Below are 18,041 nucleotides of genomic sequence, written 5' to 3' on the forward strand. Positions count from 1 at the left end.
GGCCACAGCAAACACCCTATTATCCAGAATCAGGTTGCAGATCCGCGTCACGCACCAGCCGTTCCAATGCCACCAGGTCCGGCACCCGCGCCACCTGCTCGCCCACTTGCACCGCCGCAAGTTCCAGGCTGCCCAGCGCCACATCCACATAATTGAGCTGGCTGTCGAGCTTGCATGAACGCGGAATGTCCTGCAGCAGCACCGCCAGGTAACGCAGCCCGGTGTCGCCTAGCGCGTTCAGCACCACGATACGCGCCCGTTCGCCACACGGCGTCTCACCTCCACAGGCAGCCTCGAAACCGATCAGCGGCAAATGCTGCTTACGCCAGTCGATCCAGCCCAGGTGCCAGGCTGGCTCGCCAGGCTGACACACCAGGTTGCGCTGGCCAATAAGCTCAGCCACGGCAACATTGGGCAGCACCAGGGTGCGGTCACCCATCGGCAGTAGCAAGCCAGTCAGGCTGCTGCGTTGGCCTGCGATCAGTTCAAGCATGGGCCTGGCTCCAGTGGGCGATGCTCTGCAGCAGGACGGACTCCTGATAAGGCTTGCCCAGGTACTCGTTGACACCGATGGCCATCGCACGATCACGGTGCTTCTGCCCGGTGCGGGAGGTAATCATGATGATCGGCAGGCCCTTCAGGCGCTCGTCACGGCGTATGCGCGTGGCCACCTCGAAACCGTCCATGCGTGGCATCTCGATGTCCAGCAGCAATACATCGGGGCGATGTTCTTCCAGCTGCGCCATGGCATCGACCCCGTCCTTGGCCGTCAGCACGCTCATGCCGTGTCGCTCCAGCAGCCGGGTGGTGACCTTGCGCACGGTCACCGAGTCGTCCACCACCATGACCAGCAGTGACCGTCGCGGCGACGGGCCGAACAGCTGGCGCTGCGCGTCGCCCCCTCCCGGCAGGCGCGCCAGGCGCCTTTGCTGGCCTCGCAACTGGCCAAGCAGGTCGAGAATCAGCACCACCCGGCCATCCCCCAGCAAGGTCGCCCCAGACAGCCCGGCGACGGCGGCAAATTGTGGCCCCAGGCTCTTCACCACGATCTCGCGGCTGGGCGACAGGCTATCGGCCTGAATGGCGAACGACTGCTCCTGGGAATGCACCAGCAGCACCGGCAGCGGTACGCTCTGACCCAGCAGGCTGGGCCGTGGCAGGCCTTGCAGCAGTTCACCCAGGTAGCGCAAGTCGTACACGTGGCCCGCGTAGACATAACGAGGTGCATCCAGTTGGTAGCAGGCGGCCAGTTCTGCAGGCGGCACGCGGACAATGCCTTCGATGGTATTGAGCGGGATCGCGTATTGATCCTCGCCCATGTGCACCATCAACGCGCGGTTGATCGACACGGTGAACGGCAGGCGGATCAAAAAGCGCGCACCTTTGCCCTGGGCCGACTCGATGGTCATCGAGCCGCCCAACTGCTTGACCTCTTCGTGCACCACGTCCATGCCCAGACCTCGCCCGGAGATCTGAGTGATCTTCTCGGCGGTGGAGAAACCGGGGCGCAAAATGAACTGCAAGACCTCGTGATCGCTCAACTGCGCTTGCGGGTCCAGCAGGCCGCGCTTGATCGCCTTGCGCCGCACGGCCTCCAGCGGCACGCCGGCACCATCGTCAGTCATCTCGATGACAATGTCGGCGCCCTCGTGCAGCAGGTTCAGGTGAATCGTGCCGTGTTCGGGCTTGCCCGCAGCCAGGCGCGCTTCGCGGCTTTCCAGGCCATGGTCGACGGCGTTGCGCAGCATGTGCTCCAGTGGCGCCACCATGCGTTCGAGCACGCTGCGGTCCAGCTCACCCTCGGCGTTGCCAACCACCAGCTCGACCTGCTTGCCCAGCTCGCTGGCAACCTGTCGCACCACCCGTTGCAAGCGCGGTACCAGCCGTTCGAACGGCACCATCAGGGTCGCGGTCAGGCCCTCCTGCAACTGGCTGTTCACCCGCGCTTGCTGCTGTAACAGGCTATAGGCCTCCTGCGCCCGCTGAGCCAAGGTCTCCTTCAGGTCGAGCAGGTCGGATGCCGACTCGAACAGCGCCCGCGACAACTGCTGCAACTGCGAGTGGCGGTCCATTTCCAGCGGGTCGAAATCGTCGTAAGCGTCACCCTCGAATGCCTGCCGGCTGGAGATCCGCCCCTGGGTCTCGACATCCAGGCGCAGCAGCTGGTCGCGCATGCGCTCCAGGGTGGTTTCCATTTCGTTGAGGGTGAACTGGGCATCGTTGACCTGCTGCTCGATGCGGCCACGGATGACCGAGTGCTCACCGGCCAGGTTGCCCAGGTCGTCGAGCAGCTCGGCATCGACCTTGACCATGTCGCCCGGCACCCGCTCCGGAGCCGCAGTAGGCGCCTCAAGCGCCGCTGCCTCCAGCGGCCCCTGGCCCGCCGCACTGTCGGTCAGCGCAGCACTGCTGAAGTTGCGGATGTAGTCGATCAGTGCCGTGGCAGCATGCAGGGGCTGCCCCAGGCGCACGGCATCGAGCATATGCGCCAGGCGGTCGTGGCAATTCTGCAACAGCGCAAACAGCGGCGGGCTCGGCGGCAGGCGGCCTGCGGCGAGCAGTTCGTATAGAAATTCCAGTTCGTGGGCCAGATCGCCAATGGCGGCAATCTCGACCATGCGCGCGCCCCCTTTGAGGGTGTGCAGGTCGCGCAGCAGGTTTTCCACCTCGACGCTGTTGCGCGGGTCAGCCTGCCAGCGTGCCAGGGCGGCGGCGGCGCTCTCGACAATGTCCGAGCTTTCTTCCAGGAAGACTTCCAGCAGTTCCTTGTCGCCTGGGCTCTCAGGTTCCTCGGCCGGCAACTCGCCCGCAGGTGGCAGCAACAGGTTGCGCGACAGCCCCAGACCAAGGTCCATGTCCGGATGCAGCGGCGTGACCGTATCGATGCCCACAAGGCCCGTGGCATCGGGTGCCAAGGCCTGTGCCAGCAGGTTGCGCAAACTGTCGATCAGCGCAGGTCTGGGCGAAATTTCCTGGCCTGCGGCTACCTCGTCGAGCATGTCGAGCAGCGCTTCATGGCCTGCCTGCGCCGTGGCGAAAAAGCGTGGGTCGGCCGCCAGGCTGCCCTCTTCCACGGCGCCATAGACGTCGAGCAGGGCCTCGCAGACGTCGTCCATCTGCCACAGGTCGGCCAGATGCGCAGCATGGCCGAGGCTGGTCAGTTCATCGAGCAGGGTCTCCAGCGCCTGGCGTTGGCCCGGCTGCTCCTGCCAGCGCGACAGCAATGACTCGGCGTCGAGCAGAATGTCCATGGCCTGGGCCAGGAAACTGGCGGTCAGTTGCGGGTCGCGCTTGCTGCGGTGTGCATGATGGGGGTCGTCATGCAGGTTGGCCAGGCGCACATCCACCGCCTGGCCGACCTGCTCGATCAACTCGGCGGCACCCGGGATGGCCGCCAGTGGTGTGCTGTCCAGTTGCGCAAGGCCCAGGTGGAACAGTGAACGCCCGGCCTCCAGCCATTCGATTTCGGCCACTTGCAGGGGCAACTGATGGCCCTTGTACTCACGCGCCAGGCGGTCGAAGGCAGTGGCAAGCTCGGCGACCGGCATTACGCCGGCCATGGCAGCGCTGCCCTTGAGCGTGTGCAGGGCGCGTTGCAGGCTATCGCTGACGGGCGTGTCGGGGCCGTCGGCGCTCTGCAGAAATGCCTCGAGGCTGGCCAGGTGGCCGTGTGCCTCGCTGCGGAAGATGTCCAGCAATTGCGGGTCGAGGCCATCGATGTCAGCGGCGGGCGGCGCATCGTTTTCGGCCAGGGCATGCAGATGCCCGGACAGTTGCTCGATTTCGGTCAGTTGCGGCAGCTGCCCGGCGGCGAAGTCGGCCAACAGGTCAGGCAGGTGCACAAACACTTGCTGCAAGGCCACCACGCCTTCCGGGGTGAGCACGATACGGCCTTCGAGCATCCGGTTGAGCAGGTGCTCGGCGCCCCAGGCCAGTTCGGCCACCGCCTCGGCATAAACCATCCGGCCACTGCCCTTGAGCGTATGCAGCGCGCGGCGTACCTCGAGCAAGGCATCGCGCTGCTGGTTGTCGGCGCGCCAGCGCAACCAGTGGCGTTCGATTTCCGGCAGCAGCTCACCGGCCTCGTCGAGGAACACTTCGCGCAGCTCGTCGTCGATGCCATCGCCGTTGCCTTCCAGGCCAACGCCGGTTTCGCTGACCACGCACGCCACCCCCAGCGCCGCCAGGCTGGTACGCGCCATGTGGATGAAGGGCTGGCCATCGGCCAGCGGGTCGGCCACCCGCCATTGCAGGTAGCACTCGGCGGCGCTCAGGGCGTCGGCCAGGTGTGCCAGCTCATCGGCCGGTGGCTCGACATCCAGGTGCTGCAACCAGCGCTGCACGTAGCTCGCGCACCCGGCAAACACATCGGCAGGGCCCGCCAGCATCAACATCGCCAACGCCCCGCGCACTTGCTGCAGCAGCCCCGGCAACGGTTGCAGGCGTTGCCGGGGCCAGTCGGATTCCAGGCAATCACCGATCAAGTCCTTGGCCTGCTGCAAGACCGCCAGCGACTCGCTCAGCACCAACTGGCGGATCTCGGCCAGGTCCGAGCCGGGCAGGCCGCCCTGCCCGTTTTCTTCCAACGGGCCGACCATGCCATTGAGGGTCGCCTCCACGTACAACAGCGCGCCCGCCACATCCATCAACACCGCGTCATCCACCGAGCCTGCGCCGGGGGCCAAGGCCTGCAGCGCCAGCACTTGATCGATGATCACCCGCCGAGGCTGCTGGAAGCCGAGTACCGCCAGGGTATCGGCGACATGGCGCAAGGGTGCGAGCAAGGCTTCCGACTGTTCACTGTGCTGGCGATCGCCGCGCACGAACTGGTCCAGGCGTTCCTTGATGCGCATCAGGTCGTCGCACAGCGCGCTCACCACCGACCGCAAGGCGTCACGGCCGGGCCCGGCCTGCATCTGCTCCCGCCAGTTGCCCAGCGACAGGTCAAGGTTGGCCAGGTCATCGGAGCCGGCAAAGCGCTGGGCAGTGCCACTGATGAGGCTGGCCTGGGCCAAGGGTTCCACGCCTCGGCAGGCGCGAAGCTGGTTGAGCAACGGCAGCATCACCAACGGCAGGTCGTGGCGCGCGCCGCGCAGCCGCTCCAGGTAGGAGGGCAGTTGCTCCAGGCCCCGGAACAAAGCCCCCAAGCAGTCACCCCGGGGGCTGACCTGGCCCTCGGCCAAGGCCCTGGCGAACAGCTCCAGTTCTTCCGCCAGGTGCGTCGCCCCGCGCAATTCGAGCATGCGCAGGCAACCGTGCACCTGGTGCAGGTTGTCGACCACGAACGCCAGCATGGAGAGCTCGCCCGGTTCGCCAGCAAAGCGCTCCAGGGCCTGTCGCGCCTGGCCCAGGCAATCGAGGATGGCGGCCTTGGTCCAGGCCAGCGCCACCGTTTCGTGGCGTTCGGGACTTACAGCGGCAACAGCCATGGGCACTCCTCAGCGCGGCTCGGCGGGTGCCGGCAGGGTGAAACCAGAAACAGACCGGCGCATCTCGCTGGCCATGCGTGCCAAGTGGTGGATACTGTCGGCGGTGGCGCCGGAGCCGGCAGACGTCTGCGCGGTGATCTGCTGGATGACCGCCATGGTGTGGGAAATCTGCCCGGCAGAAGACGTCTGCAGCTGGGCCGCGTCAGAAATACTGTGGATCAGCTCGGCCAAGGTCTGCGACACCCCTTCGATTTCCGCCAGCGCCACCCCGGCATCCTGGGCCAGGCGCGCGCCGCGCACCACTTCGGCGGTGGTCTGCTCCATGGAAATCACCGCCTCGTTGGTATCGGCCTGAATGGTCCGCACCAGCGCCTCGATCTGCCGCGTGGCCGACGACGAACGTTCGGCCAGGCGCTGCACCTCGTCGGCCACTACCGCAAAACCACGCCCGGCTTCACCGGCCAGCGAGGCCTGGATCGCCGCGTTCAGGGCGAGGATGTTGGTCTGGTCGGCAATGTCGTCGATCAAACTGACGATGTCGCCGATCTCCTGGGAAGACTCGCCCAGGCGCTTGATCCGCTTGGCGGTGTCCTGGATCTGCTCGCGAATGTTGTCCATGCCGTTGATGGTGTTGTGCACCACCTCGTTGCCCTTGTTGGCAATCGCCACCGAGCGCTCGGCCACCTTGGCCGACTCATACGCATGCGCCGAAACCCGGTCGATCGATTCGACCATGTCGCCCACCGCCTCGGACGCCTCGCTGATCTGCGCGGCCTGGTGCTCGGACGCCTTGGCCAACTGGCGGGCAGTGTTCTGCGTGTCCTGTACGGCAGCCGCCACCTGCACGGCGCTGTGGTTGATGGTGCCAACCAGATCGCGCAGTTGATCGACGGAATAGTTGATCGAGTCGGCGATGGCACCAGTGAAGTCCTCGGTGACCGACACGGTCACGGTCAGGTCGCCATCGGCCAGCTCTTCGATTTCGTCGAGCAGGCGCATGATCGCCTGCTGGTTGCGTTCGTTCTTTTCCGCCGTCTCGCGCAGTTGCCGGTTGGTGGTGCGCACCATGACCAGGCCGATGAGAATGATCGACGCCAGCGCCAGCAGGCCCAAGGCATAGCCACCGACGGTATCGAGGGTGCGCCCGCCGGCCAGGTTCTCAAACCCGTTGGCCAGGTGCGAGGCCTCGTCGAGCAGGGTCTGCGACAGGCTGAAGATGTTGCCCGCCGCTTCCCGTACGCGGAACAGTTCAGGTGAGGTTTCGAGGATTTCGTCCACCGAGCCTGCCACGAACTGGAACAGCTCGGCGATTTCGGCCAGCCGCGCCCGGGCATCGGCGTCCTCGACACGGGTGACCTGGATCGTCGGATTGCCGTCGAGCATGCCCTCGAGCACCTGGCCAAAACGCCCGGCATCGCGGCCAAAGGCATCGGCCGCCTGGGCGGCGGTGTCGTCACCGGCCAGCACCGTATTGACCGAACCGAGGATACGTTCGGCCAACAACAGCTGACGCTGGGCCACCACCACCTGGTTGGCCGGGGCGCCGCTCTGCAGCAGGATCTCGACCACTTTTTCGTATTCGACCTGCAGTTGCGGCACGGTCTCGGCCAGGGTCGCGGCCACCTGATGCAGGGACAGCACCGTCTGTTCGCTGGCAAGGATGGTATCGGTGTTCTTGCGCAGGTTCTCCCAGTCTTGGCGGACCGCTTCCATTTCATCGCGCATCGTGGCCGGCGCCGCGGGCAGGCCGGTGGATTTGTCACCTTCGCGCAGGTAGCTCCAGCGCCGTTCGAAATCGTTGCGCGCATCCGACAGCAACTTGAACGCCAAGGCCTTGCCTGCCGCGGCCTCGGTGGCGTTCTTGGCGATGCGCTGGGACAGCACGCGAAGCTCGCCAGCATGGCCGATGTACTGTTTGTCGTAGTTGGACTGGGTGCTCAGGTAGGCGAAATTGGCGAACAGCAAAATGATCGACAGAATCAGCACCAGAAACAGCACAGTGATCTGCGCGATGCTGCGCGTGCGCGGAGCCATGGGCGTTGCGGTAGCACTGGTGGCGGGGTTGTTCACGTTCGCAGGTCCTATAACGCCACATCGAGAAAGCCCGGCGCCTGGGCCAGGGCGAAGGGGCTGAAAATCGCCCAATTGCGTTCACGCGGGAAATGCCCCTGCACGAAGCGTGCAGCAGCGCGGATCAGGGGCTGCGGCGGTGACAGTTCCAGGCTGCTCAGGGCAAAGTGCTGCAGCCCCAGTACCTCGTCCACCAACAGGCCGACGAACAGGTCCTCATGGTCCAGCACCAGCACCCGTCGCTGCTTGCCGGGGGCTGCCGGGCCGAGCCCGAAGAAGCTGCTCAGGTCCATCACCGGCAGCAACCGCCCGCGCAGGTTGGCGACCCCACAGACCCAGGGCTGCACCCCAGGAACACGGCTGCTGCGGGGTTCGCGCAGCACTTCGGCGACTTCGCCCATGGGCGCGACGAACCATTGCCCGGCGATGCGAAAACCGATCCCGCTCCACTGTTGCAGGCGGGTGTCCTGCAGCGGCTGGTCCGCCACCAGCAGGCGGCAGCGCCGGTCGATGTCCAGCAGCAACTCAAAGGCGGTCAACGACGCGCCCTGGGGGCGGGTGGTCAAGCCCCCAGCACTTCTTTGAGCTTGGCGATCAGCGCGTCTTCTTCGACCGGCTTGGTCAGGAAGTCGCGGGCGCCCTGGCGCGTGGCCCAGACACGGTCGGTTTCCTGGTCCTTGGTGGTGACCACGATCACCGGTATGGCACTGGTTTCTTTGTCCTTGCTTAGTTGACGGGTGGCCTGGAAGCCATTCATGCCGGGCATGACGATGTCCATCAACACCGCGTCGGGTTTTTCCTGACGGGCCAGCGCCACGCCATCGCCACCGTTGTTGGCCTTGAGCACTTGGTAACCGTGCTTTTCCAGCCATTCGGTCAATCTGTACATCTCTGTCGGCGAGTCGTCGACAATCAGAACTCGGGCCATGCTGTTTCCCCATCAGGAAAGAAAGACCGCGCCATGGCGGACGCGGTCAGGGTGCGTGTTGTTGGTGTTCGGCAAAACCGGGCACATGGGCCCTGATCGCATCGAGCAGTTCTTCCTTGCTGAACGGCTTGGTGAGGAACTGGTCGGAGCCCACCACCCGCCCGCGGGCCTTGTCGAACAGGCCGTCGCGCGAGGACAGGAGTATGACCGGTATGTCCTTGAAAGCGCTGTTGTGCTTGATCACGGCGCACGTCTGGTAGCCGTCCAGGCGCGGCATCAGCACATCGACGAAGATGATCTGGGGCTGGTGGTCGACGATCTTGGACAGGGCATCGAAGCCATCGCTGGCGGTAATCACCTCGCAACCCGCTTCGCCGAGCAACATCTGCGCGGTACGGCGGATCGTGCGTGAGTCGTCGATCACCATCACCTTCAGGGGTTGTTCCATCACTAGGGCTACCGTCGCTGCTCAGGCCAGAATTGCTGGGGCCGCGTTGCGACCCTTTCGCGACACAAGGCCGCTACAGGTTTGCGCAGCATTGTGCCTCGCATTTTTAGCACACTCCGGGTGGCCATTCCATCTGCTGCGCCCCTTGACCATCGGCGCTCCCGGCGCCACCCTGAGCCACTTTTCTTTCGATCCATCGCGGCTGCGCGCCGCCAAGAGGAACCACCCCATGAGCGTTCGCCTCGGCATTGTCATGGACCCCATCGCGTCCATCTCCTACAAGAAGGACAGTTCGCTGGCCATGCTGCTGGCCGCCCAGGCCCGCGGCTGGAGCCTGTTCTACATGGAACAGCGCGACCTGTACCAAGGCGAAGGCAAGGCGCGTGCGCGGATGCGCCCGCTGAAAGTATTCGCCGACCCGGCACGCTGGTTCGAGCTGGGCGACGAGCAGGACAGCCCCCTGGCCGAGCTGGACGTGATCCTGATGCGCAAGGACCCGCCGTTCGACATGGAGTTCGTCTACAGCACCTACCTGCTGGAGCAGGCCGAGGCCGAGGGCGTGCTGGTGGTCAACCGCCCGCAAAGCCTGCGCGACTGCAACGAAAAACTGTTCGCCACGCTGTTCCCGCAGTGCACGCCGCCGACCCTGGTCAGCCGCCGCCCAGACATCATTCGCGAGTTCGCCGCCCAGCATGGCGACGTGATCCTCAAGCCGCTGGACGGCATGGGCGGCACCTCGATCTTCCGCCACCGGGTCGGCGACCCCAACCTGTCGGTGATCCTCGAAACCCTGACCGCGCTGGGTGCTCAACAGATCATGGCGCAGGCCTACCTGCCGGCGATCAAGGACGGCGACAAGCGCATCCTGATGATCGACGGCGAGCCGGTGCCTTACTGCCTGGCGCGCATCCCGGCCAGTGGCGAAACCCGCGGCAACCTGGCCGCCGGTGGCCGTGGCGAAGCCCGCCCGCTGACCGAGCGTGACCGCTGGATCGCGGCCCAGGTCGGCCCGACCCTGCGCGCAAAAGGCCTGCTGTTCGTGGGTTTGGACGTGATTGGCGAGCATCTCACCGAAATCAACGTCACCAGCCCGACCTGCATCCGCGAGATCGACAACGCGTTCAACACCAACATCGGTGGGCAATTGATGGACGCCATTGATCGCCAGCTGAAGGCCCGCTGACCGGCAACGCGCGGCATAATCGCAGAGTGGGGTATGATGCAGGTCCTTTTTACTTGGCCTGCTGCCCCGCCCCGCGGTTGCTGGATACCTGATGACGCTGCCCGCTGACATCCCCTCCGACCTGCTGCCACCCCGCGTTCGCCCGGTGGATCGGCTCGGCTTTACCCTGTTTCTGGCTGCCCTGGTGCACCTGGTGCTGATCCTTGGCGTTGGTTTTACCGTGGCCAAGCCTGCTGAAATCCGCCACACCATGGACATCACCCTGGCCACCTTCAAAAGCGAGAAAGCGCCCGAGAAGGCCGATTTCCAGGCTCAGGACAACCAGCAAGGCAGCGGCACCCTGGAAAAAAAGGCGGTGCCCAAGACCACCGAGGTCGCCCCCTTCCAGGACAGCAAGATCAACAAGGTCACACCGCCACCTGCGGCCAGGCCCGACGTCGCGCCGCCGCCCACCCCCGAGAAGTCGGCGGTGGTGACCAAGGCCGCCAAACCACAAAAAGTCGAACCCAAACCCAAGGAAAGCAAGGCGCAGCCCAAGCCGGCAACACCGACGCCTGACTTCGACAGCTCGCAACTGTCCAGCCAGATCGCCAGCCTTGAGGCCGAGCTGTCCAACGAACAGCAGCTGTATGCCAAGCGCCCACGCATCCACCGCCTCAACGCGGCCTCGACCATGCGCGACAAGGGCGCCTGGTACAAGGAGGAGTGGCGCAAGAAGGTCGAGCGGGTGGGTAACCTCAATTACCCAGACGAAGCGCGGCGCCAGCAAATCTACGGCAACCTGCGCATGATGGTGTCGATCAACCGCGATGGTTCGCTGTACGAGGTACTGGTGCTGGAGTCGTCCGGGCAAGCGGTGCTGGACCAGGCGGCGCAACGCATCGTCAGGCTGGCGGCGCCGTTTGCGCCGTTTACCGGCGACCTGGCGGAATTCGACCGGTTGGAGATCATCCGCACTTGGCGATTTGCCCGTGGGGACCGGTTGTCGAGTAACTGATTTGCTGGCTGTACTGGCCTCTTCGCGGGCAAGCCCGCACCCACAGGTCCTTCACAGTTTTCAGACTTGTGGTGATCATTGTGGGAGCGGGCTCGCCCCGCGAAAGGGCCGGCACAGGCGACACACAAACCACCTTGTCAGCCTCGTCACCTGGCGCCACACTATCCCCCATGAAAACCCTCGCCCCGAGCTACCTCAAGCATCAGTTCCTGATCGCCATGCCGCACATGGCCGATCCGAACTTTGCCCAGACCCTCACGTACATCGTCGAGCACAATGCCAATGGCGCCATGGGCCTGGTGGTCAACCGACCGCAGGAGCTCAGCCTGGCCGATATCCTCGAACAGTTGCGCCCGGACGATGAACCCCCGGCCAGCACCTTGCACGTGCCGATCTACCAGGGTGGCCCGGTGCAGACCGATCGCGGTTTCGTGCTGCACTCCAGCGAGTGCACCTACCAGGCCACCATCGAGCTGCAGGGCCTGTCGCTATCCACCTCGCAGGACGTGCTGTTTGCCATCGCCGAAGGCGTCGGGCCGCAAAACAGCCTGATCACCCTGGGCTACGCCGGCTGGGAAGCTGGCCAGCTGGAAGCGGAGCTGGCCGATAACGCCTGGCTCAACTGCCCGTTCGACCCCGAGATCATCTTCGGCCTTGCCAGCGACCAGCGCCTGAACGCTGCGGCCGCCAGCCTGGGCATCAACCTCAGCCTGCTGACCAGCCAGGCGGGCCACGCCTGATGGCCGAACTACGCTTGCTGCTGGGCTTCGACTACGGCACTAAACAGATCGGCGTGGCGGTTGGCCAGGTCATTACTGGCCAGGCTCGCGAGCTGTGCACCCTGAAAGCGCAAAACGGCGTGCCGGACTGGGCCCAGGTGGAAAAACTGGTCGCCGAATGGAAGCCCGACGCCATCGTCGTCGGCCTGCCGTTGAACATGGACGGCACGCCCAGCGAAATGAGCGCCCGCGCCGAGAAGTTCGCCCGGCGCCTGAACGGCCGCTTCAACCTGCCCGTGCACACCCACGACGAACGCCTGACCACCTTCGAGGCCAAGGGCGAACGCCTGACCCGGGGTGGCCAGCGCGGCAGCTACCGCGACAACCCGGTCGACGCCATTGCCGCCGCCCTGCTGCTGCAAGGCTGGCTGGAGGCCAATACCTGATCATCTTTGCCGCCGGGCAATGCCGGCGGCCCCCGAGGAGCACGCAATGAGCCTACCCAATCCCGCCGATCTGATCCGGCAGATGGCTGTCGACCTTCGCGCCCACCTGGCCCGCCGTGCTATCACCGAGCCGCGCTTCATCGGCATCCGCACGGGCGGCGTCTGGGTCGCCCAGGCGCTGCAGGAAGAAATGGGCGATACCAGCCCCATGGGCACCCTGGACGTGTCGTTCTACCGCGATGACTTCAGCCAGAACGGCCTGCACCCGCAGGTGCGCCCGTCCGAGCTACCCTTCGAAATCGAAGGCCAGCACCTGGTGCTGATCGACGACGTCCTGATGAGCGGCCGCACCATTCGCGCCGCGCTCAACGAACTGTTCGATTATGGCCGCCCGGCCAGTGTCACCTTGGTCTGCCTGCTCGACCTGGATGCCGGCGAACTGCCGATTCGTCCCAATGTGCTCGGTGCCACCCTGTCGCTGGCAGCCCATGAACGGGTAAAATTGACCGGACCCGCACCGCTCGCCCTCGAGCGCCAGGACCTCGCCTCCGCTTCCGCCCTTTAAGAGTCCCCCGCGATGACGCCAATCGACGCCAAGCGCCCGCTGCAGCTCAATGATCAGGGCCAGCTGCGCCACTTTCTCTCGCTCGACGGTTTGCCCCGCGAACTGCTGACCGAGATCCTCGACACCGCCGACTCCTTCCTGGAAGTCGGTGCCCGGGCCGTTAAAAAAGTCCCGTTGCTGCGCGGCAAGACCGTGTGCAACGTGTTCTTCGAGAACTCCACCCGTACCCGCACCACCTTCGAACTGGCCGCGCAGCGCCTGTCTGCCGACGTGATCAGCCTCAACGTGTCGACCTCCTCGACCAGCAAAGGCGAAACCCTGTTCGACACCTTGCGCAACCTGGAAGCCATGGCTGCCGACATGTTCGTCGTGCGCCACTCCGATTCGGGCGCCGCGCACTTCATCGCCGAGCACGTGTGCCCCGATGTGGCCGTGATCAACGGTGGCGATGGCCGCCATGCGCACCCGACCCAGGGCATGCTCGACATGCTGACCATCCGTCGGCACAAAGGCAGCTTCGAAAACCTGTCTGTGGCCATCGTCGGCGATATCCTGCATTCGCGCGTGGCCCGCTCCGACATGCTCGCGCTCAAGGCGCTGGGCTGCCCGGACATCCGCGTGATCGGCCCGAAAACCCTGATCCCGATCGGTATCGAGCAATACGGCGTGAAGGTCTACACCGACCTCGCCGAAGGCCTGAAAGATGTCGACGTGGTGATCATGCTGCGCCTGCAGCGTGAACGCATGGCCGGCGGCCTGCTGCCCAGCGAGGGCGAGTTCTACCGCCTGTTCGGCCTGACCACCGCGCGCCTGGCCGGTGCCAAGCCCGATGCCATTGTCATGCACCCTGGCCCGATCAACCGCGGCGTGGAGATCGAATCGGCCGTGGCCGACGGCAAGCACTCGGTGATTCTCAACCAGGTGACGTACGGCATTGCCGTGCGCATGGCCGTGCTGTCCATGGCCATGAGCGGGCAAAACGCGCAACGCCAACTCGACCAGGAGAACGCCCTGTGAGCATCAGTATTCTTGGCGCCCGGGTCATCGACCCCAAGAGCGGCCTGGACCAGATCACCGACCTGCACCTGGACGGCGGCCGCATCGCTGCGATCGGCGCGGCACCGGCCGGCTTCAGCGCCAACCGCACGATCCAGGCCGACGGCCTGATCGCAGCGCCTGGCCTGGTCGACCTCGACGTGGCCCTGCGCGAGCCGGGCTACAGCCGCAAAGGCAACATCGCCAGCGAAACCCGCGCCGCCGTGGCCGGTGGTGTGACCAGCCTGTGCTGCCCGCCGCAGACCAAACCGGTACTGGATACCTCGGCGGTGGCCGAGCTGATTCTCGACCGCGCCCGCGAAGCCGGCAACAGCAAGGTCTACCCGATCGGCGCCCTGACCAAGGGCCTGGAAGGCGAGCAACTGGCCGAGCTGGTAGCCCTGCGCGACACCGGTTGCGTGGCCTTCGGCAACGGCCTCAAGCAAATCCCCAACAACCGCACCCTGGCCCGCGCCCTGGAGTACGCCGCCACCTTCGACCTGACCGTGGTGTTCCACTCCCAGGACCGCGACCTGGCCCAGGGTGGCCTGGCCCATGAAGGCGCCATGGCCAGCTTCCTCGGCCTGCCGGGCATCCCCGAAACCGCCGAGACCGTGGCCCTGGCGCGCAATCTGCTGCTGGTCGAACAGTCTGGCGTGCGCGCGCACTTCACCCAGATCACCAGCGCCCGCGGCGCGCGGCTGATCGCCCAAGCCCAGGAACTGGGCCTGCCGGTGACCGCCGACGTGGCGCTGTATCAGCTGATTCTCACCGACGAGTCGCTGCGCGAGTTTTCCAGCCTGTACCACGTGCAGCCGCCGCTGCGTACCGCCGCCGACCGCGACGGCCTGCGCGCGGCAGTCAAGTCGGGTGTGATCCAGGCGATTTCCAGCCACCACCAGCCGCATGAGCGCGATGCCAAGTTGGCCCCGTTCGGTGCCACCGAGCCTGGCATCAGCAGCGTCGAAGTGCTGCTGCCACTGGCCATGACCCTGGTCGAGGACGGCCTGGTCGATCTGCCGACCTTGCTGGCGCGCCTGACCAGCGGCCCGGCTGCCGCCATGCGCCTGCCGGCGGGTGAGCTGAAGGTCGGTGGCGCGGCGGACCTGGTGCTGTTCGACCCGAAAGCCTCGACCGTCGCCGGCGAGCAGTGGCTTTCCCGTGGCGAAAACTGCCCGTTCATCGGCCACTGCCTGCCTGGGGCGGTGCGTTACACCTTGGTCGATGGGCACGTCTGCCACGAGGCCTGACCAGGGAGCAAGCAGCTTGCACAGCCCTGTGGGAGCGGCCTTGTGTCGCGAAAGGGCCGCAACGCGGCCCCAGGATTTCGGGGCTGTGTATAAAATTGCTGGGGCCGCGTTGCGGCCCTTTCGCGACACAAGGCCGCTCCCACATTGACCGCATACAGCCCCAGCCATTCATCCCCCAAGGTTGAAATCCTTCCCCCCACCCCCATATGAGTCTGCATCAGGCACTTTCGCCCCGCTGCGTGGAGACTCTCCCCTTGACCACCATCGTTTCTGTCCGCCGTAACGGCAAAGTCGTCATGGGCGGCGACGGCCAGGTTTCCCTCGGCAACACCGTGATGAAAGGCAACGCCAAGAAGGTTCGTCGCCTGTACCACGGCCAGGTCATCGCCGGTTTCGCCGGTGCCACCGCCGATGCTTTCACCCTGTTCGAGCGCTTTGAAGGGCAACTGGAGAAACACCAGGGCCACCTGGTCCGTGCTGCCGTCGAGCTGGCCAAAGAATGGCGCACCGACCGCTCCCTGAGCCGCCTGGAAGCCATGCTGGCCGTGGCCAACAAGGATGCCTCGCTGATCATCACCGGCAACGGCGACGTGGTCGAACCCGAAGACGGCCTGATCGCCATGGGTTCCGGTGGCGCCTACGCCCAGGCCGCAGCCCGTGCCCTGCTGAACAAGACCGACCTCTCGGCCCGCGAAATCGCCGAGACCGCCCTGAACATCGCCGGTGACATCTGCGTGTTCACCAACCATAACCTGACCATCGAGGAGCAGGACCTGGCCGACTGATCAGCTGTTCTGGCGCCCCATCCCAGTGGTGGGGCTTTTCCACGCTGACTCATTCTGCTTGAGGACCATTTTCATCATGTCCATGACCCCCCGCGAAATCGTTCACGAACTCAACCGCCACATCATCGGCCAGGACGACGCCAAGCGCGCCGTGGCCATCGCCCTGCGCAACCGCTGGCGGCGCATGCAGCTGCCTGCCGAGCTGCGTGCCGAGGTGACACCGAAGAACATCCTGATGATCGGCCCGACCGGTGTCGGCAAGACCGAAATCGCCCGTCGCCTGGCCAAGCTGGCCAACGCGCCGTTCATCAAGGTCGAAGCGACCAAGTTCACCGAAGTCGGCTACGTGGGCCGTGATGTCGAGTCGATCATCCGCGATCTGGCCGATGCCGCGCTTAAGATGCTCCGCGAGCAGGAGATCATCCGCGTGCGCCACCGCGCCGAAGACGCCGCCGAAGACCGCATCCTCGACGCCCTGCTGCCGCAGGCGCGGGTCACCAGCTTCAGCGAAGAAGCCGCGCAGACCAGCAGCGATTCCAACACCCGCCAGCTGTTCCGCAAGCGCCTGCGCGAAGGCCAGCTGGACGACAAGGAAATCGAAATCGAAGTGGCTGATGCCGTGGGCGTCGAAATCGCCGCGCCGCCCGGCATGGAAGAGATGACCAACCAGTTGCAGAGCCTGTTCGCCAACATGGGCAAGGGCAAGCGCAAGGCGCGCAAGCTCAAGGTCAAAGAAGCACTGAAAATGGTCCGCGAGGAAGAAGCGGGCCGCCTGGTCAACGAAGAAGAACTCAAGGCCAAGGCCCTGGAAGCCGTTGAACAGCATGGCATCGTGTTCATCGACGAAATCGACAAAGTGGCCAAGCGCGGCAATGTCGGCGGCGCCGATGTATCCCGCGAGGGCGTTCAGCGCGACCTGCTGCCGTTGATCGAAGGCTGCACCGTCAACACCAAGCTGGGCATGGTCAAGACCGACCACATTCTGTTCATCGCCTCGGGCGCGTTCCACCTGAGCAAGCCGAGCGACCTGGTACCTGAGCTGCAAGGCCGTCTGCCGATCCGTGTCGAACTCAAGGCGCTGACCCCGCAAGACTTCGAGCGCATCCTGCAGGAGCCGCACGCTTCGCTGACCGAACAGTACCAGGCCCTGCTCAAGACCGAAGGCCTGAACATCGAGTTCCTCACCGACGGTATCAAGCGCCTGGCCGAGATCGCCTACCAGGTCAACGAAAAGACCGAAAACATTGGTGCCCGCCGCCTGCACACCCTGCTCGAGCGCCTGCTCGAAGAGGTGTCGTTCAGTGCCGGCGACCTGGCCAGCACTCACGACGAAACGCCGATCCAGATCGACGCCGGGTATGTGAACAGCCACCTGGGTGAGCTGGCGCAGAACGAAGACCTGTCGCGCTACATCCTGTAAGACCGTATGGGGCCGCTTTGCGGCCCCAATCAAACTTGAATCTCTTGCACCGAAGCTGGAAGCTTGCACCATCAGCTCCCGAGAGATTCAGCCCATGGCCCGTCTGCCCACCGCCATCAATCTGCACAAAGCCTCCAAGACCCTCAGCCTTACCTACGGCCCCAACGAGGTCTACCACCTGCCCGCCGAATTCCTGCGCGTGCACTCCCCCTCCGCCGAGGTCCAGGGCCACGGCAACCCTATCCTGCAAGTTGGCAAGATCAACGTCGGCCTCGTCGGCCTCGAACCCGCTGGCCAATATGCACTGAAATTGACCTTCGACGATGGCCATGACAGCGGCCTGTTCACCTGGGAATACCTTGAGCAGTTAAGCCTGCGCCAGGATCAGCTCTGGGCCGAGTACCTCGACGAGTTGCATAAGGCCGGAAAGTCCCGCGATCCGGCCGAATCGGTGGTGAAACTCATGCTCTAGCGCAAGCCATCCAATGTTTAGAGCGCATTTTCTAATCTCATCTGCTTGAATGCCCTACAGACAGCCCAGTGACGGGCTGTCTTGCGCATTACATGAAAGTCGGGTAACCAATGGAGCTGGCAAGTTCCCTGCATCGCCTTGAAGGCAATCAGGACCAAGCCGGTATGTAGAGGTCGCGAGCGAAAGCAGGCTGTCTTCACACGCAGAATTCCCCGCAGCTCATCACCCCATGCATCCGGCCAGCAGCACCGCTGTTCCTTATCACTGGTCACCCGAGTAGCAGTACCGGGCTCT

General features: G+C 64.9%; 16 protein-coding genes. 10 read left to right on the forward strand and 6 right to left on the reverse strand.

Translation table 11 applies throughout. The features are described from left to right. Positions 1-19: 19 nt before the first annotated feature. From ACSSU5_RS08595 to ACSSU5_RS08620, 6 genes are read right to left on the reverse strand one after another with little or no spacing between them, the layout of a single operon-like run. Positions 20-493 (reverse strand): chemotaxis protein CheW, encoded by a 474-nt coding sequence (locus tag ACSSU5_RS08595; RefSeq protein WP_264311272.1) that lies wholly within the window; start codon positions 491-493, stop codon positions 20-22. Then, positions 486-5,429, reverse strand: coding sequence for a hybrid sensor histidine kinase/response regulator (locus ACSSU5_RS08600; RefSeq protein WP_492561004.1), 4,944 nt, complete (start codon positions 5,427-5,429; stop codon positions 486-488). The genes ACSSU5_RS08595 and ACSSU5_RS08600 overlap by 8 nt, the downstream gene beginning before the upstream one ends. Positions 5,430-5,438: 9 nt before the next feature. Further along, positions 5,439-7,463 carry a methyl-accepting chemotaxis protein gene (locus tag ACSSU5_RS08605; RefSeq protein WP_264314009.1) on the reverse strand — a complete coding sequence of 675 codons (2,025 nt, stop codon included), beginning with the start codon at positions 7,461-7,463 and terminating at the stop codon, positions 5,439-5,441. A 47-nt stretch (positions 7,464-7,510) separates the two neighbouring features. Further along, on the reverse strand, positions 7,511-8,065 hold the full coding sequence (locus ACSSU5_RS08610; RefSeq protein ID WP_264311270.1) for a chemotaxis protein CheW: 555 nt from the start codon (positions 8,063-8,065) through the stop codon (positions 7,511-7,513). Beyond that, complete coding sequence (gene pilH, locus ACSSU5_RS08615) at positions 8,062-8,427, reverse strand: twitching motility response regulator PilH (protein WP_264311269.1); 366 nt, start codon at positions 8,425-8,427, stop codon at positions 8,062-8,064. The genes ACSSU5_RS08610 and pilH overlap by 4 nt, the downstream gene beginning before the upstream one ends. Before the next feature lie 46 nt (positions 8,428-8,473). Continuing rightward, complete coding sequence (locus tag ACSSU5_RS08620) at positions 8,474-8,875, reverse strand: response regulator (RefSeq protein WP_033701912.1); 402 nt, start codon at positions 8,873-8,875, stop codon at positions 8,474-8,476. A 229-nt stretch (positions 8,876-9,104) separates the two neighbouring features. Between ACSSU5_RS08620 and gshB the strand changes: the two genes are divergently transcribed. The 10 genes from gshB (at position 9,105) to ACSSU5_RS08670 (ending at position 17,747) form a co-directional block, all read left to right on the forward strand. Then, a complete protein-coding gene (gene gshB / locus ACSSU5_RS08625) occupies positions 9,105-10,058 on the forward strand; it encodes a glutathione synthase (RefSeq protein ID WP_264311268.1) in 954 nt (317 codons plus the stop codon). Between the two features lie 91 nt (positions 10,059-10,149). Further along, a complete protein-coding gene (locus ACSSU5_RS08630) occupies positions 10,150-11,055 on the forward strand; it encodes an energy transducer TonB (RefSeq protein WP_492561005.1) in 906 nt (301 codons plus the stop codon). A gap of 170 nt (positions 11,056-11,225) precedes the next feature. Further along, positions 11,226-11,795, forward strand: a complete 570-nt coding sequence (locus ACSSU5_RS08635) for a YqgE/AlgH family protein (protein WP_264311266.1) — start codon at positions 11,226-11,228, stop codon at positions 11,793-11,795. Then, on the forward strand, positions 11,795-12,220 hold the full coding sequence (ruvX, locus tag ACSSU5_RS08640; RefSeq protein ID WP_027592430.1) for a Holliday junction resolvase RuvX: 426 nt from the start codon (positions 11,795-11,797) through the stop codon (positions 12,218-12,220). Before ACSSU5_RS08635 ends, ruvX begins: the two co-directional genes overlap by 1 nt. A gap of 46 nt (positions 12,221-12,266) precedes the next feature. Further along, positions 12,267-12,785 (forward strand): bifunctional pyr operon transcriptional regulator/uracil phosphoribosyltransferase PyrR, encoded by a 519-nt coding sequence (pyrR, locus tag ACSSU5_RS08645; RefSeq protein ID WP_027592429.1) that lies wholly within the window; start codon positions 12,267-12,269, stop codon positions 12,783-12,785. Between the two features lie 12 nt (positions 12,786-12,797). Continuing rightward, a complete protein-coding gene (locus tag ACSSU5_RS08650; protein WP_027592428.1) occupies positions 12,798-13,802 on the forward strand; it encodes an aspartate carbamoyltransferase catalytic subunit in 1,005 nt (334 codons plus the stop codon). Then, positions 13,799-15,070: a dihydroorotase gene (locus ACSSU5_RS08655; protein WP_264311264.1), complete on the forward strand. Its 1,272-nt coding sequence runs from the start codon at positions 13,799-13,801 to the stop codon at positions 15,068-15,070. The genes ACSSU5_RS08650 and ACSSU5_RS08655 overlap by 4 nt, the downstream gene beginning before the upstream one ends. Positions 15,071-15,324: 254 nt before the next feature. Continuing rightward, positions 15,325-15,855: an ATP-dependent protease subunit HslV gene (gene hslV / locus ACSSU5_RS08660; RefSeq protein WP_003249309.1), complete on the forward strand. Its 531-nt coding sequence runs from the start codon at positions 15,325-15,327 to the stop codon at positions 15,853-15,855. 76 nt (positions 15,856-15,931) lie between these two features. Next, on the forward strand, positions 15,932-17,275 hold the full coding sequence (hslU, locus tag ACSSU5_RS08665; RefSeq protein WP_492561006.1) for an ATP-dependent protease ATPase subunit HslU: 1,344 nt from the start codon (positions 15,932-15,934) through the stop codon (positions 17,273-17,275). A 94-nt stretch (positions 17,276-17,369) separates the two neighbouring features. Beyond that, the gene (locus ACSSU5_RS08670; protein WP_264311262.1) at positions 17,370-17,747 is read left to right on the forward strand and encodes a gamma-butyrobetaine hydroxylase family protein; all 378 of its coding nucleotides are present in this window, start codon (positions 17,370-17,372) and stop codon (positions 17,745-17,747) included. Positions 17,748-18,041 lie beyond the last annotated feature (294 nt).

It is taken from the genome of Pseudomonas sp. E1MeOHC2 (assembly GCF_058745025.1).

What these genes read in the sequence shown, in the direction of transcription:
- ACSSU5_RS08595 (WP_264311272.1), bottom strand. Translation starts at nt 493, where the DNA reads ATGCTTGAACTGATCGCAGGCCAACGCAGCAGCCTGACTGGCTTGCTA.
- ACSSU5_RS08600 (WP_492561004.1), bottom strand. Translation starts at nt 5,429, where the DNA reads ATGGCTGTTGCCGCTGTAAGTCCCGAACGCCACGAAACGGTGGCGCTG.
- ACSSU5_RS08605 (WP_264314009.1), bottom strand. Translation starts at nt 7,463, where the DNA reads ATGGCTCCGCGCACGCGCAGCATCGCGCAGATCACTGTGCTGTTTCTG.
- pilH (WP_264311269.1), bottom strand. Translation starts at nt 8,427, where the DNA reads ATGGCCCGAGTTCTGATTGTCGACGACTCGCCGACAGAGATGTACAGA.
- ACSSU5_RS08620 (WP_033701912.1), bottom strand. Translation starts at nt 8,875, where the DNA reads ATGGAACAACCCCTGAAGGTGATGGTGATCGACGACTCACGCACGATC.
- gshB (WP_264311268.1), top strand. Translation starts at nt 9,105, where the DNA reads ATGAGCGTTCGCCTCGGCATTGTCATGGACCCCATCGCGTCCATCTCC.
- ACSSU5_RS08630 (WP_492561005.1), top strand. Translation starts at nt 10,150, where the DNA reads ATGACGCTGCCCGCTGACATCCCCTCCGACCTGCTGCCACCCCGCGTT.
- ACSSU5_RS08635 (WP_264311266.1), top strand. Translation starts at nt 11,226, where the DNA reads ATGAAAACCCTCGCCCCGAGCTACCTCAAGCATCAGTTCCTGATCGCC.
- ruvX (WP_027592430.1), top strand. Translation starts at nt 11,795, where the DNA reads ATGGCCGAACTACGCTTGCTGCTGGGCTTCGACTACGGCACTAAACAG.
- pyrR (WP_027592429.1), top strand. Translation starts at nt 12,267, where the DNA reads ATGAGCCTACCCAATCCCGCCGATCTGATCCGGCAGATGGCTGTCGAC.
- ACSSU5_RS08650 (WP_027592428.1), top strand. Translation starts at nt 12,798, where the DNA reads ATGACGCCAATCGACGCCAAGCGCCCGCTGCAGCTCAATGATCAGGGC.
- hslU (WP_492561006.1), top strand. Translation starts at nt 15,932, where the DNA reads ATGTCCATGACCCCCCGCGAAATCGTTCACGAACTCAACCGCCACATC.
- ACSSU5_RS08670 (WP_264311262.1), top strand. Translation starts at nt 17,370, where the DNA reads ATGGCCCGTCTGCCCACCGCCATCAATCTGCACAAAGCCTCCAAGACC.